This is a genomic window from Sphingomonas sp. Leaf5 (genome assembly GCF_001421155.1).
Taxonomy (GTDB): domain Bacteria; phylum Pseudomonadota; class Alphaproteobacteria; order Sphingomonadales; family Sphingomonadaceae; genus Sphingomonas.
This window is the reverse complement of record NZ_LMJZ01000002.1, coordinates 63,928-81,313: the sequence shown is the minus strand read 5'-3', so window position 1 is coordinate 81,313 and position 17,386 is coordinate 63,928. Positions and strand designations below refer to the sequence as shown.

Below are 17,386 nucleotides of genomic sequence, written 5' to 3'. Positions count from 1 at the left end.
GCCGCGGGGTATCAACCGCGCGGGGTCAGTTTCAGCAGCTTGGCATTGGCCCCGTCCTGCAAGACCCAGATCGCGCCGTCCTGCCCCTCCTCGACTTCGCGGATACGGGCGTTCATCGGCCACTGGTCGCCCTTGGCGGCGCTGGTGCCGTTCACATCGACCCGGACCAGCGCCTCGCTCGACAGACCGCCGATGAACAGGTCGCCGGCATATTGCGGGAACAGCTTGCCCGAATAGACGATCAGCCCGCCCGGCGAGATCACCGGGTTCCACGCGACCTTCGGCGCTTCCAGATCGGGGCGGGTGCTGTGGCGCGGGATCGGACGGCCGTCATAATGATCGCCCTCCGACACCAGCGGATATCCGTAATTGCGCCCGGCGACGATCAGATTGACCTCGTCGCCGCCTTTCGGTCCCATTTCCTGTTCCCACAATTTGCCCTGCGCATCGAACGCGATGCCGAGCAGATTGCGGTGCCCGTACGACCAGACCGCGGGATGGAAGCCGTTCGCGGTCAGCCCCGGATCGCCCGCCGGTTGTCCGTCGAGCGTCAGGCGCAGCACCTTGCCCAGCGTCGCCTTGGGGTCCTGCGCTGGATCGAATTTCTGCCGCTCGCCATTGGTGAAGAACAGGTGCTGCCCATCGGGGGCGAACGCGATCCGGCCCGAATAATGGCCGTCGCCACTGACGAACGGTGTCGCGCGGAACAATTCGGTCATGCCGGTCAGCCGGTTGCCGTCGAGCACCCCGCGCGCCAGCACGACGCCCTTGCCGCCGTCCCCGGCCACCGAATAGCTGAGATACACCCGGCGGCTGTTGGCGAAATCGGGGGCGAGCACCACGTCCATCAGCCCGCCCTGCCCCGCCGAATCGACCGGGATGGTCGCGGCGGTGGTGCGCTGGCTCCCATCGGTGCTGACCAGCAGCAGCGTGCCGCCCTTTTCGGTCACCAGCATCCGCCCGTCGGGCAGGAAGGTCATCGCCCATGGCGCGTTGAACGTCGCCACTTCCCGCGCTGCGAACGGCAGGCCGCCGGTGGTCGGGCCGGGTGCGGGGGCCGGAGTCGTGGTGGCGCTCGGGGCCGGGGCGACGATGGCGGGGGCCGCGTCCACGTCGCTGCCGGCGTTGCACGCCGCCAGCAATGCGGCGGCGGGAATCAGCGAACGGAATGACGGCATCGGCGGAATCCTCTCGAAACAACATTGTTGCCGTTGGCAACGCGGTGCCGGCGGGCACGATCCGGTGCCCCTTGCCGAGACATGCAATTTTACATATAGGGACGTTGCTTCCTCGACATCGCCAACGTGCCGAGGCCGGTTCCAGCAGGGACCGGCGGCGAAGCGGCGTAGCTGATGGAGACGGCATGGCGGATATCGCCGAACTGACGCGATTGATCGAACCGGAAGCACAGGCACTGGGCTTTGCGCTCGTGCGGGTGAAGATGATCGGTGGCAAGTCGGACCCGACGTTGCAGGTCATGGCCGAACGGCCCGACACGCGGCAGCTGACCATCGACGACTGCGCCGAACTGTCGCGTCGCATTTCCGACCTGATGGACGAGAACGATCCGATCGAGGAGGCGTATCGTCTGGAGGTGTCGTCGCCCGGTATCGACCGGCCGCTGACGCGCCTTGCCGATTATGACGACTGGAAGGGGTTCGAGGCGCGCGTGACGCTCGATGCCCCGATCGACAGTCGCAAGCAGTTGACGGGGATCCTGATGGGAACCGAAGGCGATCAGGTCACTGTCGACGTGCGCAAGCACAAGCCGATGACCGTCCCCTTCGCCGCGATCATCGATGCGAAACTGGTCATTACCGATGCCCTGCTGAAGGCGACCGCGCCGCTTTCGACCGCGGGTGCCGACGAGTATGAAGACGAACCGGCCGACGACGAACCGGCTGACGCAGAAGGACAGAACTGACATGGCCACCGCCGTCACCGCCAACCGGGCGGAACTGATCGCGATCGCGAATGCGGTCGCATCGGAAAAGATGATCGACAAGGCCATCGTGATCGAGGCGATGGAAGACGCGATCCAGCGCGCCGCCAAGACGCGCTACGGGTCGGAAAACGACATCCGCGCCAAGCTCGATCCGAACACCGGCGACCTTCGCCTGTGGCGCGTGCTAGAAGTCACCGAGCTGGTCGACGACCATTTCAAGCAGATCGGCGAGAAGGACGCGCAGAAGCTGCAAAAGGGTGCGGCGATCGGCGACTATATCGTCGACCCGCTGCCCCCGATCGAATTCGGCCGCATTCAGGCGCAAGCATCGAAGCAGGTCATCCTGCAAAAAGTCCGCGACGCCGAGCGCGAACGCCAGTTCGAGGAATTCAAGGATCGGCAGGGTGAGATCATCACCGGCGTCGTCAAGCGCGTCGAATTCGGCCATGTCGTCGTCGATCTGGGTCGCGCCGAAGGCGTCATCCGCCGCGACCAGCAGATTCCGCGAGAAGCGGTCCGTGTCGGCGACCGCGTCCGCTCGCTGATCCTGAACGTGCGCCGCGAGAACCGCGGGCCGCAAATCTTCCTCAGCCGCGCGCATCCCGACTTCATGAAGAAGCTGTTCGCACAGGAAGTGCCCGAAATCTACGACGGCATCATCGAGATCAAGGCCGCTGCCCGCGATCCGGGGTCGCGCGCCAAGATCGGCGTCATTTCGCATGACGGCTCGATCGATCCGGTCGGCGCGTGCGTCGGCATGAAGGGCAGCCGCGTGCAGGCCGTCGTGCAGGAAATGCAGGGCGAAAAGATCGACATCATCCCGTGGTCGCCCGACACCGCGACCTTCGTCGTCAACGCGTTGCAGCCGGCCAATGTCGCGCGCGTCGTGCTCGACGAGGAAGAGGACCGCATCGAAGTCGTCGTTCCCGACGATCAGCTGTCGCTCGCCATCGGCCGTCGCGGCCAGAATGTCCGCCTCGCCAGCCAGTTGACCGGCAAGGCGATCGACATCCTGACCGAAGCCGATGCGTCGGAAAAGCGTCAGAAGGAATTCATCGAACGCTCGGGCATGTTCGAGAAGGAACTCGACGTCGACGAGACGCTGGCACAGCTGCTGGTCGCCGAAGGGTTCGGCGAGCTGGAAGAAGTCGCCTATGTCGAGATCGAGGAACTGGCGGGCATCGAAGGCTTCGACGAAGACCTTGCGCAGGAGCTGCAAAGCCGTGCGCAGGAAGCACTCGAACGCCGCGAACAGGCCGCCCGCGAAGAGCGCACTGCGCTTGGTGTCGAGGATGCGCTGGCCGAGCTGCCCTATCTGACCGAAGCGATGCTGGTGACGCTGGGCAAGGCGGGCATCAAGACGCTCGACGACCTCGCCGACCTCGCCACCGACGAACTGGTCGAAAAGAAGAAGGCGGAACCGCGTCGTCGCGGCGACGATGCACCGAAGCGCGAAGCGCCCAAGGGCGGCATTCTCGCCGAATATGGCCTGACCGACGAACAGGGTAACGAGATCATCATGGCCGCCCGCGCCCATTGGTTCGCCGATGAGGACGTCGCGGTCGAAGAGTCGGAGGACGCAGTTGCGGAATCCGAACAATGACACCGCGCGGCTAACCGACAGCCCCGAGCGCAGCTGCATCCTGTCACGCGAACACGGTTTGCGTGACGGGCTGGTGCGACTCGCCCTCTCCCCCGACGGTAACGTACTTCCCGATGTCCGCGCCAAGGCTCCCGGCCGTGGTGCGTGGATCGGGGTGACCCGGGCCGAGCTGGAAACGGCGATGGCCAAGGGGAAGTTGAAGGGGGCGTTGGCGCGTGCGTTCAAGGGCGCGACGCTGACGATCCCCGCCGATCTTCCGCAGTTGATCGAGGATGCGCTGCGGCGTCATGCGCTCGACCGGCTGGGACTGGAGGCCAAGTCGGGGTTCGTCGTCGTCGGCGGCACCGCGATCGACAAGGCGGCACGCAGCGGCAAGCTGTACGCTCTGTACCATGCGTCCGACGCCGCGCCCGATGGTGCCGGCAAACTGGCGCAGGCATGGCGCGTCGGCAGCGACGAAGAAGGATCGGGTCGCAAGGGATTGGCATTGCCGGTCCCACGCACCATATTGTCATTGGCGCTTGGGCGCGAAAATGTGGTACATGTCGGCCTGACCGACGCACGGGCGGCACAGCGGGCCAATGACGCGCTGTCCCGCTGGCTGCACTTTATCGGACCCGAACCTATCCCTACGGCTTGCGAAACATCTTCGCAGGGCGCATCGACGGCGCAATTTTCCGGCACGGACGTTGTCGGTCACATTGGCGTCGACCAATTGAAGCAGGAACCTGAGTAACCGGATGAGCGACATCGACAACGACAAGCCGAAGCTGGGCACACGCGCGCCGCTCGGCCTCAAGCGCACCGTGGAAACCGGCAAGGTGAAGCAGAGCTTCAGCCATGGCCGCTCCAATACGGTGGTCGTGGAGGTGAAGCGCCGCCGTGTGCTTGGCCGTCCCGGCGAAGAACAGCAGCCGGTCGAACAGGCCGCACCCGAAGCGACGCCCGCACAGCAGCGTCCGGCCCCCGCGCCGGCGGCCCCTGCCCCGCGTCCGGCGGCCAGCAATGCCGGTCTGTCGCGTCACGAGTTGCAGGCCAAGCTGCTGCGCGAGGCCGAAGAGGCACGTATGAACGCGGCCGAGGAACATCGTCGTCGCGACGAGCGCCTCGCCCGCGAGGCCGTCGAGGCCGAGCGTGCCCGTGTCGAGGAAAAGGCGCGTGCCGCCGCCGATCCGACGCCTGCTCCGGAACCGACCCCGGCACCCGCGCCGGAACCGACGCCCGCGCCGGTTGCCGAACCCGCCCCGGAACCGACGCCGGCTCCCGAGCCGACGCCTGCTCCGGCCCCGGTCGAGGCAGCACCTGCGCCCGTAGCGGAGCCGGCGCCGGAACCGGTCGCGGAGACGCCTGCGCCCAAGCCGACGCCAGCACCCGCGCCGGTTGCGGCCAAGCCTGCACCGGCACGTCCTGCGCCGCGTCCAGCCGCTGCGCCGGCACCGGCACCGCAGCCGATCGTCCTCACCGCCGACCCCAACCGGCCGGCGCCGCGTCGCTTCACCCCGGTGCAGCGTCCCGAAATCCCCAAGCCGCAGCCCAAGCCCGAGCCGGCCCCCGCGCCGGTTGCCGCTGCGGCAGCGACGCCTGCCGCCCGTCCGGCGGCTGGCGGTCAACCTGCGCGTCCCGGTCCGTCGGGCTCGGGTCAGGCGACCCCCCGTCGCAACGAACCGGCGCGTCCCGCGCCGTCGCGTGACCGCAAGGGCGACGATCGCCGCCAGTCGGGCAAGCTAACCGTCACGCGCGCTCTGGGCGACGATGGTGCGCGCTCGCGTAGCCTCGCGGCGCTGAAGCGTGCGCGCGAGAAGGAAAAGCGTGGCTTTGGTGGCCCGCGCGAGCCGCAGATCAAGCAGGTCCGCGACGTGCAGGTTCCCGAAACCATCACTGTGCAGGAACTCGCCAACCGCATGGCCGAAAAGGGTGCGGATTTGGTCAAGATGCTGTTTAAGATGGGTTCGCCCGTCACGATGACGCAGACGATCGATCAGGACACCGCCGAACTGCTGGTGACCGAATTCGGCCACAACATCGTTCGCGTCAGTGATTCGGACATCGACCTCGCGCTCGACACAGTCGAGGATGCGGTCGAATCGCTGCGTCCGCGTCCGCCGGTCGTCACGATCATGGGTCACGTCGATCACGGCAAGACGTCGTTGCTCGACGCACTGCGCGGCACCGACGTGGTCCGCGGCGAGGCCGGCGGCATCACCCAGCATATCGGCGCCTATCAGGTGACGATGAAGGACAAGTCGCGGATCACCTTCCTCGATACGCCGGGCCACGAAGCGTTCAGCGAGATGCGCGCACGCGGTGCCGACGTGACCGACATCGTCATCCTGGCGGTTGCGGCGGACGACGGGCTGATGCCGCAGACGATCGAGGCGATCCATCACACGCGTGCCGCTGGCAAGCCGATGATCGTCGCGATCAACAAGGTCGACAAGCACGAGGCGAACCCGCAGCGTATCCGCGAACGCCTGCTCGAACATGACGTGCAGGTCGAGGAAATGGGCGGCGAAACCCAGGACGTCGAAGTCTCGGCATTGAAGAAGACCGGCCTTGAACAACTGATCGAGAAGATTCAGCTCCAGGCCGAACTGCTCGAACTGCAGGCCAACCCCGATCGCCCGGCCGAAGCCAGCGTGATCGAGGCAAAGCTCGACAAGGGTCGCGGTCCGGTTGCGACCGTGCTGGTCCGTCGTGGCACCCTGCGCGTCGGTGACGTGTTCGTTGTCGGTGCGGAAAGCGGCAAGGTCCGTGCGCTGATCGACGACAAGGGACGTCAGGTGAAGGAAGCTGGCCCGTCGACCCCGGTCGAGGTGCTGGGCCTGTCGGGCGTGCCGATGGCGGGGGATCCGCTGCAGGTCGTCGAGAGCGAGGCGCGTGCCCGCGAGGTCGCCGAATATCGCCAGAGCGTGCTGCTCCAGAAGCGCACGACCCAGGCACCGGCAAGCCTCGAGAGCATGTTCTCGGCGCTCAAGTCGAAGCAGGCGATCGAATATCCGCTGGTGGTCAAGGCCGATACCCAGGGTTCGGTCGAAGCCATTGTCGGGGCGCTCAACAAGATCTCGACCGACGATATCCGTGTGCGCATCCTGCATTCGGGCGTCGGCGGCATCACCGAGAGCGACGTGACGCTGGCGGCGGCATCGGGTGCGCCGATCATCGGCTTCAATACCCGTCCCAATGCCAAGGCGCGCGAAATCGCCGAACGGAACAAGGTGGCGTTCAAATATTACGACGTCATCTATACGCTGACCGACGATATTCGTGCGGGCATGGCGGGTACGCTGGGTCCGGAAGCGTTCGAAACCGTCGTCGGCCGTGCCGAAATCCGCGAAGTCTTCTCGGCGGGCAAACATGGTCGGGCCGCCGGTCTGCTTGTGGTCGAAGGGATCATCCGCAAGGCGCTCAAGGCACGCATCACGCGCAACGACGTCATCATCTACCAGGGTGAAATCGCGTCGCTGCGTCGCTTCAAGGACGATGTTCCCGAAGTGCGCGCGGGCCTCGAATGCGGTGTCACGTTCACGCAGAACTTCACCGACATCAAGGCGGGCGACTATCTTGAAACCTACGAAGTCGAACTGCGCGATCGCACGCTGTGATTGACGGGCGGCAAGGGGCAACCCTTGCCGCCACCCTACGGCCCCGGCTGCGCCTTGCCACGGCATGGGTGACCGGCGGGGCGGCGGTGTTGTTTGTCGCCAACCTGCTGTCCTATTGGGCGATACCGGTCGTCACGGCGCTGCTGGCGCTGTGCTGGCTGGCGCTGTGGATCGACGGACTGGTACGAAGCTGGCAGCTGCGCGCGACGGGATTGCCGGCGTCGTTGCCGGCCTTCCTCCCGCTCATCGCCCTGCCCTTTGCTGCGTTTTGTGCGAACCACGCGCTGTACTGGTCGCACGTCGCGCCATCTTGGTGGCGGCTGCGGTCTGAACAAGGTTCGTTCGATCGGGCGCTTGCCGGTGGTCCCATACCGAAGGGTGTCGCCGATGTTGTGCGTTCCGGTCCGCGCATGGTGTTTCGAACCGTGAACGGCGTGTCGGGAAACCGGGCCGGCATCGTTTACGATCCCACCGACCGCATGGCCACCGCGCGCGGTTGGAACGGCGGACCGGTCGCCGCCGACATTCGAAACGTCTTCGGCAATTCCACCATCTGGTGCCAGCGACTCGACAGTCATTGGTTCCACTGTCAATTCGGTTGAGTCATGTCAGAAACCACGCCCGAAACCCGCTCCGTCCGCCTGCTGCGCGTTGGCGAACAGGTCCGCCATATCCTGTCCGAAATCCTTGCACGCGGCGATGTGCATGACCCGGTGCTCGAAAAGCATCTGGTGTCGGTCACCGAAGTCCGCATGTCGCCCGACCTGCGCCATGCGACGGTTTTCGTGAAGCCGCTGCTTGGCAAGGACGAGGAGCTGGTGCTCAAGGCGCTGCGCACCAACACCGCCTATCTCCAGTCGGAGGTCGCACGGCGGGTGAACCTGAAATACGCCGCCAAGCTCAAATTCCTGATCGACGAAAGTTTCGACGAAGGCACTCGCATCGAACAGTTGCTGCGCGATCCCAAGGTCGCGCGCGATCTGGAAAGCGACGATAGCGAGGGCGGGGCCGAGGACTGAGTGGCCAAGCTGTATTTCTATTATGCGTCGATGAACGCGGGCAAATCGACGACGCTGCTGCAAGCCGATTTCAATTATCGCGAGCGCGGGCTGACCACGTTGCTGTTCACCGCCGCGATCGACACCCGCGAAGGCACCGGGACGATTGGGTCGCGCATCGGCCTGTCTGCGCCGGCGACGCCGTTCGACGCGGACACCGATCTGCTCGAAAGCGTCGCTGCGCAGCATCGGCAGCACGCCGTCGGCTGCGTGTTGGTGGACGAAGCGCAGTTCCTGTCGGCGGATCAGGTCGACCAACTGGCGAAGGTTGCCGACGACCTCGGCGTACCCGTCCTTGCCTATGGCCTGCGCACCGATTTTCGGGGAAGCCTCTTCCCCGGTTCGGCCCGACTGCTGGCGATCGCGGATGCGCTGATCGAACTCAAATCGGTTTGCACCTGCGGCCGGAAGGCGACGATGAACCTGCGCGTCGATGCGCAAGGCCGCGCCGTCCGCGACGGGCAACAGACCGAGATCGGCGGCAACGATCGCTATGTTGCGCTCTGCCGCCGCCACTTCTGTGAGGCGATGCGCTGATGCACGGCTGGATCATCATCGACAAACCGCTCGGCCCCGGATCGACGCAGATCGTCTCGGCAGTGAAGCGCGCACTGCGCGACGGCGGCTATGGAAAGCACAAGGTCGGCCATGGCGGGACGCTCGATCCGCTGGCGACCGGCGTGCTGCCGGTCGCGATCGGCGAAGCGACGAAGCTCGCCGGGCGAATGCTCGATGCGTCGAAACGCTATGATTTTACGATTCGCTTCGGCGCGCAGACCGATACGCTCGATCTGGAGGGTAAGGTCATTGCCGAGTCGCCGGTTCGACCGACGCTTGCCGACATCGAATCGGTGCTGGCGCGGTTTACCGGGCCGATCGAGCAGGTCCCGCCCGCCTATTCGGCGCCCTTAGGGGAAAGGGGCTGTACGATCAATGAACCGCCGTGCCGCAGCGGACGACCCGGCGGACAAAGGGGGACCAGCGAAGCTGGTGGAGGGGGCCTACCACGCAACGCAACCGTTGTGGACGCGGACACCCCCCTCCACCATCCTACGGATGGTCCCCCTCCCCGTGCCGGGGAGGAGTTGCAGGAAATCACCCTCTCTGCCTTCGTTTCCAAGGGTACCTACATCCGCTCCCTCGCGCGCGATATCGCGCTGGCGCTCGGCACGGTCGGCCATGTCAGAATGCTCCGCCGCACCAAAGCCGGCCCGTTCACCCTCGAATCGGCCATTTCGCTGGACAAACTGGCGGAATTGGGTAAGGGCCACGCGCTTGAAGAAACGCTCCTGCCACTGGGGGCGGGGCTGGACGACATCCCGGCTCTGTCCCTGAACCCCGATCAGGCAGGGCGGCTCCGCAAGGGGCTTCGACTGATCGGGTTTGCAGCGGACGACGGTCTGGGCTTCGCGACACTGGACGATGTGCCGGTGGCGCTGGTCGAGACACTCGACGGGGAAACCCGTGTCGTGCGCGGCTTCAACCTCGAATAGAAAGGACGACGATGTCGATTACCGCTGAGAACCGTCAGGCCCTCATCCAGGAACATGCCCGCGCCGAAGGCGACACCGGCAGCCCGGAAGTGCAGGTCGCGATCCTGACCACCCGCATCCAGAACCTGACCGAGCACTTCAAGACCCATGCGAAGGACAATCATTCGCGTCGCGGTCTGCTGATGCTGGTCAACAAGCGGCGTTCGTTGCTCGACTATCTGAAGAAAAAGGACGCGGAGCGTTATACGACGCTGATCGCGAAGCTCGGCCTTCGGAAGTAACGAAGAAAGGGCGGTCCGACGGGCCGCCCTTTTTCCATGTGGGGCGGCACGAACTCCGTCACCCAATTCCCCGCAAAACGGGGTATAGGCTTTGCGACCGGATCTCCGGCCAAGCCGTCCCGTCGCAATCCGGCGACGCGGGACACCGGGTCGAAACGGCCCGATCAAAGGGGTGGATCTCCACCCAAGCTGCCCCGGCGCGCATCCGGCCGCCGGCGTAAAGGAAACGACATGTTCGATATCAAGAAAAGCACCATGGACCTGGGCGGCAAGACGCTGACCCTCGAAACGGGCCGCGTTGCCCGTCAGGCCGACGGCGCGGTCATCGCGACGTTGGGTGAGACCGTGGTGCTGTGCGCGGTCACCGCCGCACGCTCGGTCAAGGAAGGGCAGGACTTCTTCCCGCTGACCGTCCATTATCAGGAAAAATATTCGGCCGCGGGCCGCATCCCCGGCGGCTTCTTCAAGCGCGAACGCGGTGCGACCGAAAAGGAAACGCTGACCAGCCGCCTGATCGACCGTCCGATCCGCCCGCTGTTTCCCGAAGGCTTCTACAACGAAATCAACGTCATCGCCCAGGTGCTGAGCTATGACGGCGAGAACGAGCCGGACATCGTCGCGATGATCGCGGCGTCGGCGGCGCTGACCATTTCGGGCGTGCCGTTCATGGGGCCGATCGGTGCCGCGCGCGTCGGCTATGTCGATGGCGACTATATCCTGAACCCGACGCTGGATCAGGTGAAGACCGGCGATCTCGATCTGGTCGTCGCCGCCACCGGCGACGCGGTGATGATGGTCGAATCGGAAGCCAAGGAGCTGTCGGAAGAGATCATGCTGGGTGCCGTCGTCTTCGCGCACGATGCGTCGAAGAAGATCGTGAACTGCATCATCGATCTGGCCGAACAGGCCGCCAAGGAGCCGTGGGAACTGACGCCGGTAGCCGACCAGTCGGCGGCGAAGAAGAAGCTGAAGACGCTGATCGGCAAGGATCTTGCCGCCGCGTACAAGCTGACCGACAAGCAGGCCCGTCAGAACGCGATCAACGACGCCCGCACCAAGGCACGCGAAGCCCTTGCCGACCTGAAGGAAAGCGATCCGGCGCAGTATCTCGGCACGCTCAAGCTCGTAAAGAAGCTGGAAGCCGAGATCGTCCGGACCGCCATTCTGAAGGACGGCCGCCGCATCGACGGTCGCGACACGAAGACGGTCCGCCCGATCGAGTCGATGGTCCACTTCCTGCCGCGCGCGCACGGTTCGGCGCTGTTCACCCGTGGTGAGACGCAGGCGATCTGCACCACCACGCTCGGCACCAAGGACGCCGAGCAGATGATCGACGGCCTGAACGGCCTGCACTATGAACGCTTCATGCTGCACTATAACTTCCCGCCCTATTCGGTCGGTGAAGTCGGCCGCTTCGGTGCGCCGGGTCGTCGCGAGGTCGGTCACGGCAAGCTCGCATGGCGCGCGCTGAACCCAGTGCTGCCGTCGAAGGACGAGTTCCCGTACACGATCCGCGTCCTGTCGGACATCACCGAGTCGAACGGCTCGTCATCGATGGCGACGGTCTGCGGCGGTTCGCTGTCGATGATGGACGCGGGCGTTCCGCTCAAGCGTCCGGTGTCGGGCATCGCGATGGGCCTGATCCTCGAAGGCAAGGATTACGCGGTCATCAGCGACATCCTCGGCGACGAGGATCATCTCGGCGACATGGATTTCAAGGTGGCAGGCACCAGCGAGGGCATCACCTCGCTCCAGATGGACATCAAGATCGCCGGTATCACCGAGGAGATCATGAAGGTCGCGCTGGCACAGGCCAGTGAAGGCCGCGCCCATATCCTCGGCGAAATGGCGAAGGCGCTGGGCGAGACCCGCACCGAGCTGTCGGCCCATGCCCCGCGCATCGAGACCTTCACGATCGACAAGTCGAAGATCCGTGAAGTGATCGGCACCGGCGGCAAGGTGATCCGTGAGATCGTCGCCACCACCGGCGCGAAGGTCGACATCGACGACGAGGGCGTCATCAAGGTGTCGTCGTCCGATCCGGCGCAGATCGAAGCCGCGATCAACTGGATCAAGGGCCTGGTCGAAGAGGCAGAGGTCGGCAAGATCTACAATGGCAAGGTCGTCAACCTCGTCGATTTCGGCGCGTTCGTGAACTTCATGGGCGGCAAGGACGGTCTCGTCCATGTCAGCGAAATCCGCAACGAGCGGGTCGAGAAGGTCGCCGACGTCCTGTCCGAAGGCCAGGAAGTGAAGGTCAAGGTCCTCGAAGTCGATCCGCGCGGCAAGGTTCGCCTGTCGATGCGCGTCGTCGATCAGGAAACCGGTGCCGAGCTGGAAGACTCGCGTCCGGCACGTGAACCGCGCGAAGGCGGCGATCGTGGCCCGCGCGGTCCGCGTCGTGACGGCAGCGGCCGTGATGGCGGCGATCGTGGGCCCCGCGGCGAGGGCGGCGATCGTGGCCCGCGCCGCGACAGCGGTGATCGTGGGCCCCGCCGCGACCGTGGCGACCGTCCGCGTCGCGAAGAGGGCAAGGACGAAGGCGGCAATGCCGGCCTGCCGTCGTTCATCACCGACAACTGATCGTTCGCGATTGGTTTTGAAGAGGGGCTCGCGGCGACGCGGGCCCCTTTTTTATTGCGTGCAGGCTGGCGTCGGGCAGGTTCAGGAAAACACAACCCTTTCCACGCCTCCGCGCCTCCGCGCGAACCCATTCTTCTTCCCAACCGCCGCGAACAAACCACAGGGCTTGTGCCCCACCGCCCGGAAGCGGTATCCGGCGCATCTTCATGGCACGCTCTTCCCAACGTCCGCAAAAGCGGCCCGCCGCCGCTCCATCCCGCTGGCGGCGCATCTTGCGCTGGACTCTGGGGATCGGGTTCGGCCTTGCGGTGATGGCGGCGATCGCGCTGGTCGTCGCGATCTATAATGCCAGGTCGAACATCCCCAGCTTCAGCCAGCTCAAATCCTCGCCGAACGGGCAGATGATTCGTGTGCGGGCCGCCGACGGGTCGATCCTCGTCTCGCTGGGGCCGAGTTATGGCGAATGGATTCCGTATTCGCAGATCCCCGTTCCGATGCGCGAGGCGATGGTCGCGGTCGAGGATCGCCGGTTCCGGTCGCACTGGGGCGTCGATCCGGTGGCACTCGCGCGGATCACCAAATTCGCGATCGAGACCCGTGGCACCGGCCGGCGGTTGCAGGGCGCGTCGACGATCACGCAGCAGGTCGCCCGCACCATCTTCCTGTCGAACAGCTATACGGTCGGGCGCAAGTTCCGCGAAATCATCCTCGCGCTGGCGCTGGAGCGCAAGTTCACCAAGAACCAGATTCTCGAACTCTATCTGAACAAGGTTTATTTCGGCGGTGGTGCATACGGCATCGATGCGGCGTCGCGGCGCTTCTTCAACCATCCCGGCACCGATTTGTCGCTGTCCGAAGCGGCGGTCATCGCCGGGCTGGTCAAGGCACCGTCGCGCTATTCGCCGACCGCCGATGCCGAGGCAGCGGTCGGCCGCGCCGGCGTGGTCCTGAAGCTGATGCAGGAAACCGGCGCGATCACCGCGAGCGAGGCGATGGACGCCGATCCGAAGGCGATCAAGCTGGCCCCCGAACCACAGCAGAACAGCGTCCGCTATTTCACCGACTGGGCATTGCCGCAGCTCGAAACACTGATCGACGAGACCGAAGCGCCGCTCGACGTGTGGACCACGCTCGACCCGTCGATGCAGCAGAGCGCCGATACCGCGATCCGCGCCAATGCCCCCGCCGGGGTACAGGGCGCGCTGGTCGCGCTCGACCGTGACGGCGCGGTGCGGGCGATGGTCGGCGGCAAGGACTATGTGTCGTCGATCTACAACCGCGCGACACAGGCGACGCGCCAGCCGGGGTCGGCGTGGAAGCTGTTCGTCTACCTCTCGGCGCTCGAAGCGGGCATGAACCCCGACAGCCAGGTCACCGACGCGCCGATCACCATCGACGGCTGGAGCCCGCGCAACGCGTCGCGGCGGTATAGCGGGCAGGTGTCGCTGCGCACCGCCTTCGCCTATTCACTCAACACCGTGTCGGCACGGCTGGGGCAGGAGGTCGGCTTTGCGACCGTTGCCGACATGGCACGGCGCTTCGGCATCACCACCCCGGTCAACACCAAGCCGGCGATGGTGCTTGGCACGTCCGACGTGCGGCTGATCGACCTGACCCGCGCCTATGCCTCGGTCGCCAGCGGCGGGACGGCGGTCGTTCCCTATGGCATCACCCGGGTCACCGCCAACGGATCGGTGATCTACCAGCATCAGGTCGACAGTTCGCGCGTGCTGGTCGCGCCCTATGTCGCGCAGCAGATGACCGACCTGCTTCAGACCGCGGTCAATACCGGCACCGGTCGCGCGGCGCAGATCGGACGCCCCGTCGCGGGCAAGACCGGCACGACCAGTTCGTACAAGGACGGCTGGTTCATGGGCTTCTCGTCGGGGATCACCACCGGCGTCTGGATGGGCCGCGACGATGCGAAGGCGGTCGGCGGGCTGCAGGGCGGCACCGCCCCCGCGCGCGCCTTTGCTGCGTTCATGCGACAGGCAGTGGCGAACCGCCCGGTCGAGGAGTTCAATACCAAGGTGACGCTGCCCGAATGGCAGGAGGAGCCCGACGCGGAGAGCTATTACAGTGCGCCCGACGACCGGATCTATGTCGATCCCGACGGCAACCCGATCGAACAGCCGCGCCCCGGCGATAGCAACCCGCAGGCCGAACCGGACGACGACGAAACACCGGTGCAGCCGCGCGTACCCGACGAACAGCTCGATCAGGACTGGATCGACCGCGCGCTCGGCCGGGGGCAGCAGCGTCCCGAGCAGCCCGTGCCGGCACAACGTCGACCGTTGCCCGATCGTCGTCAGCCGCCGCCCGGCTATTCCGAAGAAGACGCCCGCCCGAACCAGTGAAGCGCCGCCCCGTCCGCGCGCAACCAGCGGCGGGCGGTATCGGGATCGCCCTCGAACAGGTCGGCGACCAGTGCGTGGAAGGCGGGACCGTGATGCATGTGCACGCGGTGCGCGACCTCATGCGCGACGGTCGCCCGGCGGACGAAGCCGGGGGCGAGCAACAGCCGCCAGCTATAGCGGATCGTCCCCGTCGAACTGCAACTGCCCCAGCGGGCTTTCGGGTCGCCGATCGCAACCTGCGCCACGGTAACGCCGGCCTTTGCGGCATAGTGCGCGGTGTCTTCGGCGAGCATGCGCAACGCCTCGCGCTTGAGCCAGCGTTCGATGCGGGCGGGGAATTGTTCGATCGGGCCGCCGCAGGTGAGGATGGCGTCGTCTCCTTCGCCACCGACGTCACCCCAGCGCAGGCTGGGGTCTTCCGGTAAAGGAGCGTCGCTCCTCGCCGCGGAAGACCCCAGCCTGCGCTGGGGTGACGGATGCGGTTGGTCACCGGACACAAACTGCACCGTCCGTGAGCCCCCCTCGACCCACCGCAACCACACCGCCCGATCCGCCACTGGCACCGTCGCGCCATCGACGAACGGCCGCCCATGCGGCAGCCTTGCCCGCTGCGCTGCGATCCAGTCAGCCTTCTCGCCCGCCCATGCCACGGCCTTGGCCAGCGCCATCCGCTTCGGCACGATGAGGCGTACCCGACCGGTCGCCGGGTCGACCGACAGCCGCGCGACACGCGCGCGCGGATGGCGGACGACCTCGACCCCTTCGATCACAAGATACGGTCGGTCAGGTGGTTCTCGAGATCGCCGACGTCATTTTCCGACACGGTCCAGCCGCGCGTCGACTGGCCGGCGGCATGGACGCTCTCGCGGTCGCCGGTGTTCAGATAATGCCAGTCGGGCAGCGGCTTGCCCTCGTTGCGCAGACGATAGGCGCAGGTCGAGGGCAGCCATTCGATATCGCCGACATTGCACGCGTTCAGCCGGACGCATTCGGGAACATAGGCATGGCGGTGGCGATAGTCGCTGCACTGGCCCATGCGCCGGTCGAGCAGTTTGCACGCGACGTTGGTCGCATGGATTTCGCCGGTATCCTCATCCTCCAGCTTGTGGAGGCAGCATTTGCCGCAACCGTCGCACAAGGCTTCCCATTGCGCGCGGTCGAGTGCCGCCAGCGGCAGCTCTTCCCAGAAGCGCCCGCTCACCGGACCCACTTCTTCAGCTCGGCGGCGACGGCCGGGCCGCCTTCTTCCTGTGGCAGCAGCGCGACCGGGCGACCCTGCGGGTCCATCAGGATCGCGGTGCGGCTATGGTCCATCAGATATTCGGTGGCACCGGGCGGCTGCGACTTGGCGTACGTGATGCCGTAGGCACGCGCCGCATCGGCGATCGCCTGCGCACTACCGGTTAGGCCAACCATGCGCGGGTGGAAGGCGGAGACGAACTTGCCGACCACCGCCGGGGTATCGCGTTCGGGATCGACGGTGATGAAGATCGGCACGACCTTCGCGCCCAATTCGGGCGCTTCGTCCTCGAACGCCTTCAGACCGGCCGCGATATTCTGGACATCGACCGGGCAGACATCGGGGCAATAGGTATAGCCGAAATACATGATCCGCCATTTGCCGGCGAAGTCGGTGTCGCGCACCACCTTGCCCGCAGGATCGGTCAGGACGAACGGCCCGCCGATGCGCGCGCCGGCCAGCGGCGGGGCACCAGGCGATTCGGCCTGCCCGCTACAGGCGGCAAGGGCCAGCGCGAACGCTGGCGCAAGGGTACGGACGATGCTGTTCATGGTGTTGCCAGCCATGATCTGATAGGCGACGCCTTGCAAGCCGCGTAACGTCCTTTCGGAGCCTGTTCCCATGTCCGCCATCCGCCTTCTCCTCGCCGCCGCGCTGATGCTGCCCGCCGCCGCCGGAGCGCAGCAGATGTCGCCGGGCTATGTGTTCCTGAAGGCGGTTCGCGACGAGGACGGGAACAAGGTCAACGACATCCTCGGCCAGCCGGGCCAGACGATCATCAATACCAAGGATCGTTCGACCGGCGAAAGCGCGCTGCACATCGTCGCGAAGAACGGCAACCTGACCTATCTGCGCTTCCTGCTCGCCAAGGGCGCGAACCCGAATATCCAGGACAATCGCGGCAACACCCCCGCGCTGCTGGCGGTCGAGGCCGGATCGGTCGAGGCGATCAACGCGCTCGTCGCGCGGAAGGCGAACCTGAACCTCGGCAACAGCAGCGGTGAGACGCCGCTGATCCGCGCGGTGCAGCTGCGCAACGTCGACATGGTGCGCACCCTGATCGCCGCCGGGGCCAATCCCGATCAGCCCGACGTGATGGCCGGCCTGTCGGCGCGCGATTATGCCAAGCGCGATACGCGATCGCCGGTGCTGCTCAAGACGATCGACGACAAGCCGGCCAAGGCGGAAAAGGGCGCGGTCGCCGGCCCGAATCTGTAACGCGGT

General features: G+C 65.8%; 16 protein-coding genes. 12 read left to right on the top strand and 4 right to left on the bottom strand.

Annotated elements, in window-relative coordinates:
- Nucleotides 1-11: 11 nt before the first annotated feature.
- Complete coding sequence (locus ASE50_RS03955) at nucleotides 12-1,178, bottom strand: PQQ-dependent sugar dehydrogenase (protein ID WP_056395881.1); 1,167 nt, start codon at nucleotides 1,176-1,178, stop codon at nucleotides 12-14.
- Nucleotides 1,179-1,363: 185 nt separating this feature from the next.
- Here ASE50_RS03955 and rimP point away from each other — a divergent pair, with 185 nt between their 5' ends.
- The 11 genes from rimP to ASE50_RS03900 all read left to right on the top strand — a co-directional run bounded on the left by rimP (nucleotide 1,364) and on the right by ASE50_RS03900 (nucleotide 14,922).
- Nucleotides 1,364-1,924 (top strand): ribosome maturation protein RimP, encoded by a 561-nt coding sequence (rimP, locus tag ASE50_RS03950; RefSeq protein ID WP_056395879.1) that lies wholly within the window; start codon nucleotides 1,364-1,366, stop codon nucleotides 1,922-1,924.
- 1 nt (nucleotide 1,925) lies between these two features.
- Complete coding sequence (nusA, locus tag ASE50_RS03945) at nucleotides 1,926-3,548, top strand: transcription termination factor NusA (RefSeq protein ID WP_056395876.1); 1,623 nt, start codon at nucleotides 1,926-1,928, stop codon at nucleotides 3,546-3,548.
- Nucleotides 3,493-4,284: a DUF448 domain-containing protein gene (locus ASE50_RS03940; RefSeq protein ID WP_082438779.1), complete on the top strand. Its 792-nt coding sequence runs from the start codon at nucleotides 3,493-3,495 to the stop codon at nucleotides 4,282-4,284. The genes nusA and ASE50_RS03940 overlap by 56 nt, the downstream gene beginning before the upstream one ends.
- Nucleotides 4,285-4,288: 4 nt before the next feature.
- Nucleotides 4,289-7,150, top strand: coding sequence for a translation initiation factor IF-2 (gene infB, locus ASE50_RS03935; protein ID WP_056395870.1), 2,862 nt, complete (start codon nucleotides 4,289-4,291; stop codon nucleotides 7,148-7,150).
- Between the two features lie 68 nt (nucleotides 7,151-7,218).
- Nucleotides 7,219-7,752 carry a hypothetical protein gene (locus ASE50_RS03930; protein ID WP_056395867.1) on the top strand — a complete coding sequence of 178 codons (534 nt, stop codon included), beginning with the start codon at nucleotides 7,219-7,221 and terminating at the stop codon, nucleotides 7,750-7,752.
- 3 nt (nucleotides 7,753-7,755) lie between these two features.
- Complete coding sequence (gene rbfA / locus ASE50_RS03925) at nucleotides 7,756-8,169, top strand: 30S ribosome-binding factor RbfA (RefSeq protein ID WP_056395865.1); 414 nt, start codon at nucleotides 7,756-7,758, stop codon at nucleotides 8,167-8,169.
- On the top strand, nucleotides 8,170-8,745 hold the full coding sequence (locus ASE50_RS03920) for a thymidine kinase (RefSeq protein WP_056395862.1): 576 nt from the start codon (nucleotides 8,170-8,172) through the stop codon (nucleotides 8,743-8,745). It begins immediately after the preceding gene.
- Nucleotides 8,745-9,701, top strand: a complete 957-nt coding sequence (locus ASE50_RS03915) for a tRNA pseudouridine synthase B (protein ID WP_056395859.1) — start codon at nucleotides 8,745-8,747, stop codon at nucleotides 9,699-9,701. Before ASE50_RS03920 ends, ASE50_RS03915 begins: the two co-directional genes overlap by 1 nt.
- A gap of 11 nt (nucleotides 9,702-9,712) precedes the next feature.
- Complete coding sequence (gene rpsO, locus ASE50_RS03910; protein WP_055757416.1) at nucleotides 9,713-9,982, top strand: 30S ribosomal protein S15; 270 nt, start codon at nucleotides 9,713-9,715, stop codon at nucleotides 9,980-9,982.
- Between the two features lie 231 nt (nucleotides 9,983-10,213).
- A complete protein-coding gene (gene pnp, locus ASE50_RS03905) occupies nucleotides 10,214-12,565 on the top strand; it encodes a polyribonucleotide nucleotidyltransferase (protein WP_056395856.1) in 2,352 nt (783 codons plus the stop codon).
- Nucleotides 12,566-12,771: 206 nt separating this feature from the next.
- Nucleotides 12,772-14,922, top strand: a complete 2,151-nt coding sequence (locus tag ASE50_RS03900; RefSeq protein WP_082438778.1) for a PBP1A family penicillin-binding protein — start codon at nucleotides 12,772-12,774, stop codon at nucleotides 14,920-14,922.
- Here ASE50_RS03900 and ASE50_RS03895 read toward each other — a convergent pair.
- The 3 genes from ASE50_RS03895 to ASE50_RS03885 are packed head-to-tail and all read right to left on the bottom strand — an operon-like array spanning nucleotide 14,889 to nucleotide 16,728.
- Complete coding sequence (locus ASE50_RS03895) at nucleotides 14,889-15,692, bottom strand: M48 family metallopeptidase (RefSeq protein ID WP_056395850.1); 804 nt, start codon at nucleotides 15,690-15,692, stop codon at nucleotides 14,889-14,891. The genes ASE50_RS03900 and ASE50_RS03895 overlap by 34 nt on opposite strands.
- On the bottom strand, nucleotides 15,689-16,123 hold the full coding sequence (locus ASE50_RS03890) for a YcgN family cysteine cluster protein (RefSeq protein WP_414881717.1): 435 nt from the start codon (nucleotides 16,121-16,123) through the stop codon (nucleotides 15,689-15,691). The genes ASE50_RS03895 and ASE50_RS03890 overlap by 4 nt, the downstream gene beginning before the upstream one ends.
- The gene (locus tag ASE50_RS03885) at nucleotides 16,120-16,728 is read right to left on the bottom strand and encodes an SCO family protein (RefSeq protein WP_056396069.1); all 609 of its coding nucleotides are present in this window, start codon (nucleotides 16,726-16,728) and stop codon (nucleotides 16,120-16,122) included. The genes ASE50_RS03890 and ASE50_RS03885 overlap by 4 nt, the downstream gene beginning before the upstream one ends.
- A 55-nt stretch (nucleotides 16,729-16,783) precedes the next feature.
- Here ASE50_RS03885 and ASE50_RS03880 point away from each other — a divergent pair, with 55 nt between their 5' ends.
- Nucleotides 16,784-17,380: an ankyrin repeat domain-containing protein gene (locus tag ASE50_RS03880; protein WP_056395844.1), complete on the top strand. Its 597-nt coding sequence runs from the start codon at nucleotides 16,784-16,786 to the stop codon at nucleotides 17,378-17,380.
- Nucleotides 17,381-17,386: the final 6 nt, after the last annotated feature.

Excerpts from the sequence above, each read along its gene's own strand:
- ASE50_RS03955 (WP_056395881.1), bottom strand. The coding sequence starts at position 1,178 with ATGCCGTCATTCCGTTCGCTGATTCCCGCCGCCGCATTGCTGGCGGCG.
- rimP (WP_056395879.1), top strand. The coding sequence starts at position 1,364 with ATGGCGGATATCGCCGAACTGACGCGATTGATCGAACCGGAAGCACAG.
- nusA (WP_056395876.1), top strand. The coding sequence starts at position 1,926 with ATGGCCACCGCCGTCACCGCCAACCGGGCGGAACTGATCGCGATCGCG.
- ASE50_RS03940 (WP_082438779.1), top strand. The coding sequence starts at position 3,493 with ATGAGGACGTCGCGGTCGAAGAGTCGGAGGACGCAGTTGCGGAATCCG.
- infB (WP_056395870.1), top strand. The coding sequence starts at position 4,289 with ATGAGCGACATCGACAACGACAAGCCGAAGCTGGGCACACGCGCGCCG.
- rbfA (WP_056395865.1), top strand. The coding sequence starts at position 7,756 with ATGTCAGAAACCACGCCCGAAACCCGCTCCGTCCGCCTGCTGCGCGTT.
- ASE50_RS03915 (WP_056395859.1), top strand. The coding sequence starts at position 8,745 with ATGCACGGCTGGATCATCATCGACAAACCGCTCGGCCCCGGATCGACG.
- rpsO (WP_055757416.1), top strand. The coding sequence starts at position 9,713 with ATGTCGATTACCGCTGAGAACCGTCAGGCCCTCATCCAGGAACATGCC.
- pnp (WP_056395856.1), top strand. The coding sequence starts at position 10,214 with ATGTTCGATATCAAGAAAAGCACCATGGACCTGGGCGGCAAGACGCTG.
- ASE50_RS03900 (WP_082438778.1), top strand. The coding sequence starts at position 12,772 with ATGGCACGCTCTTCCCAACGTCCGCAAAAGCGGCCCGCCGCCGCTCCA.
- ASE50_RS03885 (WP_056396069.1), bottom strand. The coding sequence starts at position 16,728 with ATGGCTGGCAACACCATGAACAGCATCGTCCGTACCCTTGCGCCAGCG.
- ASE50_RS03880 (WP_056395844.1), top strand. The coding sequence starts at position 16,784 with ATGTCCGCCATCCGCCTTCTCCTCGCCGCCGCGCTGATGCTGCCCGCC.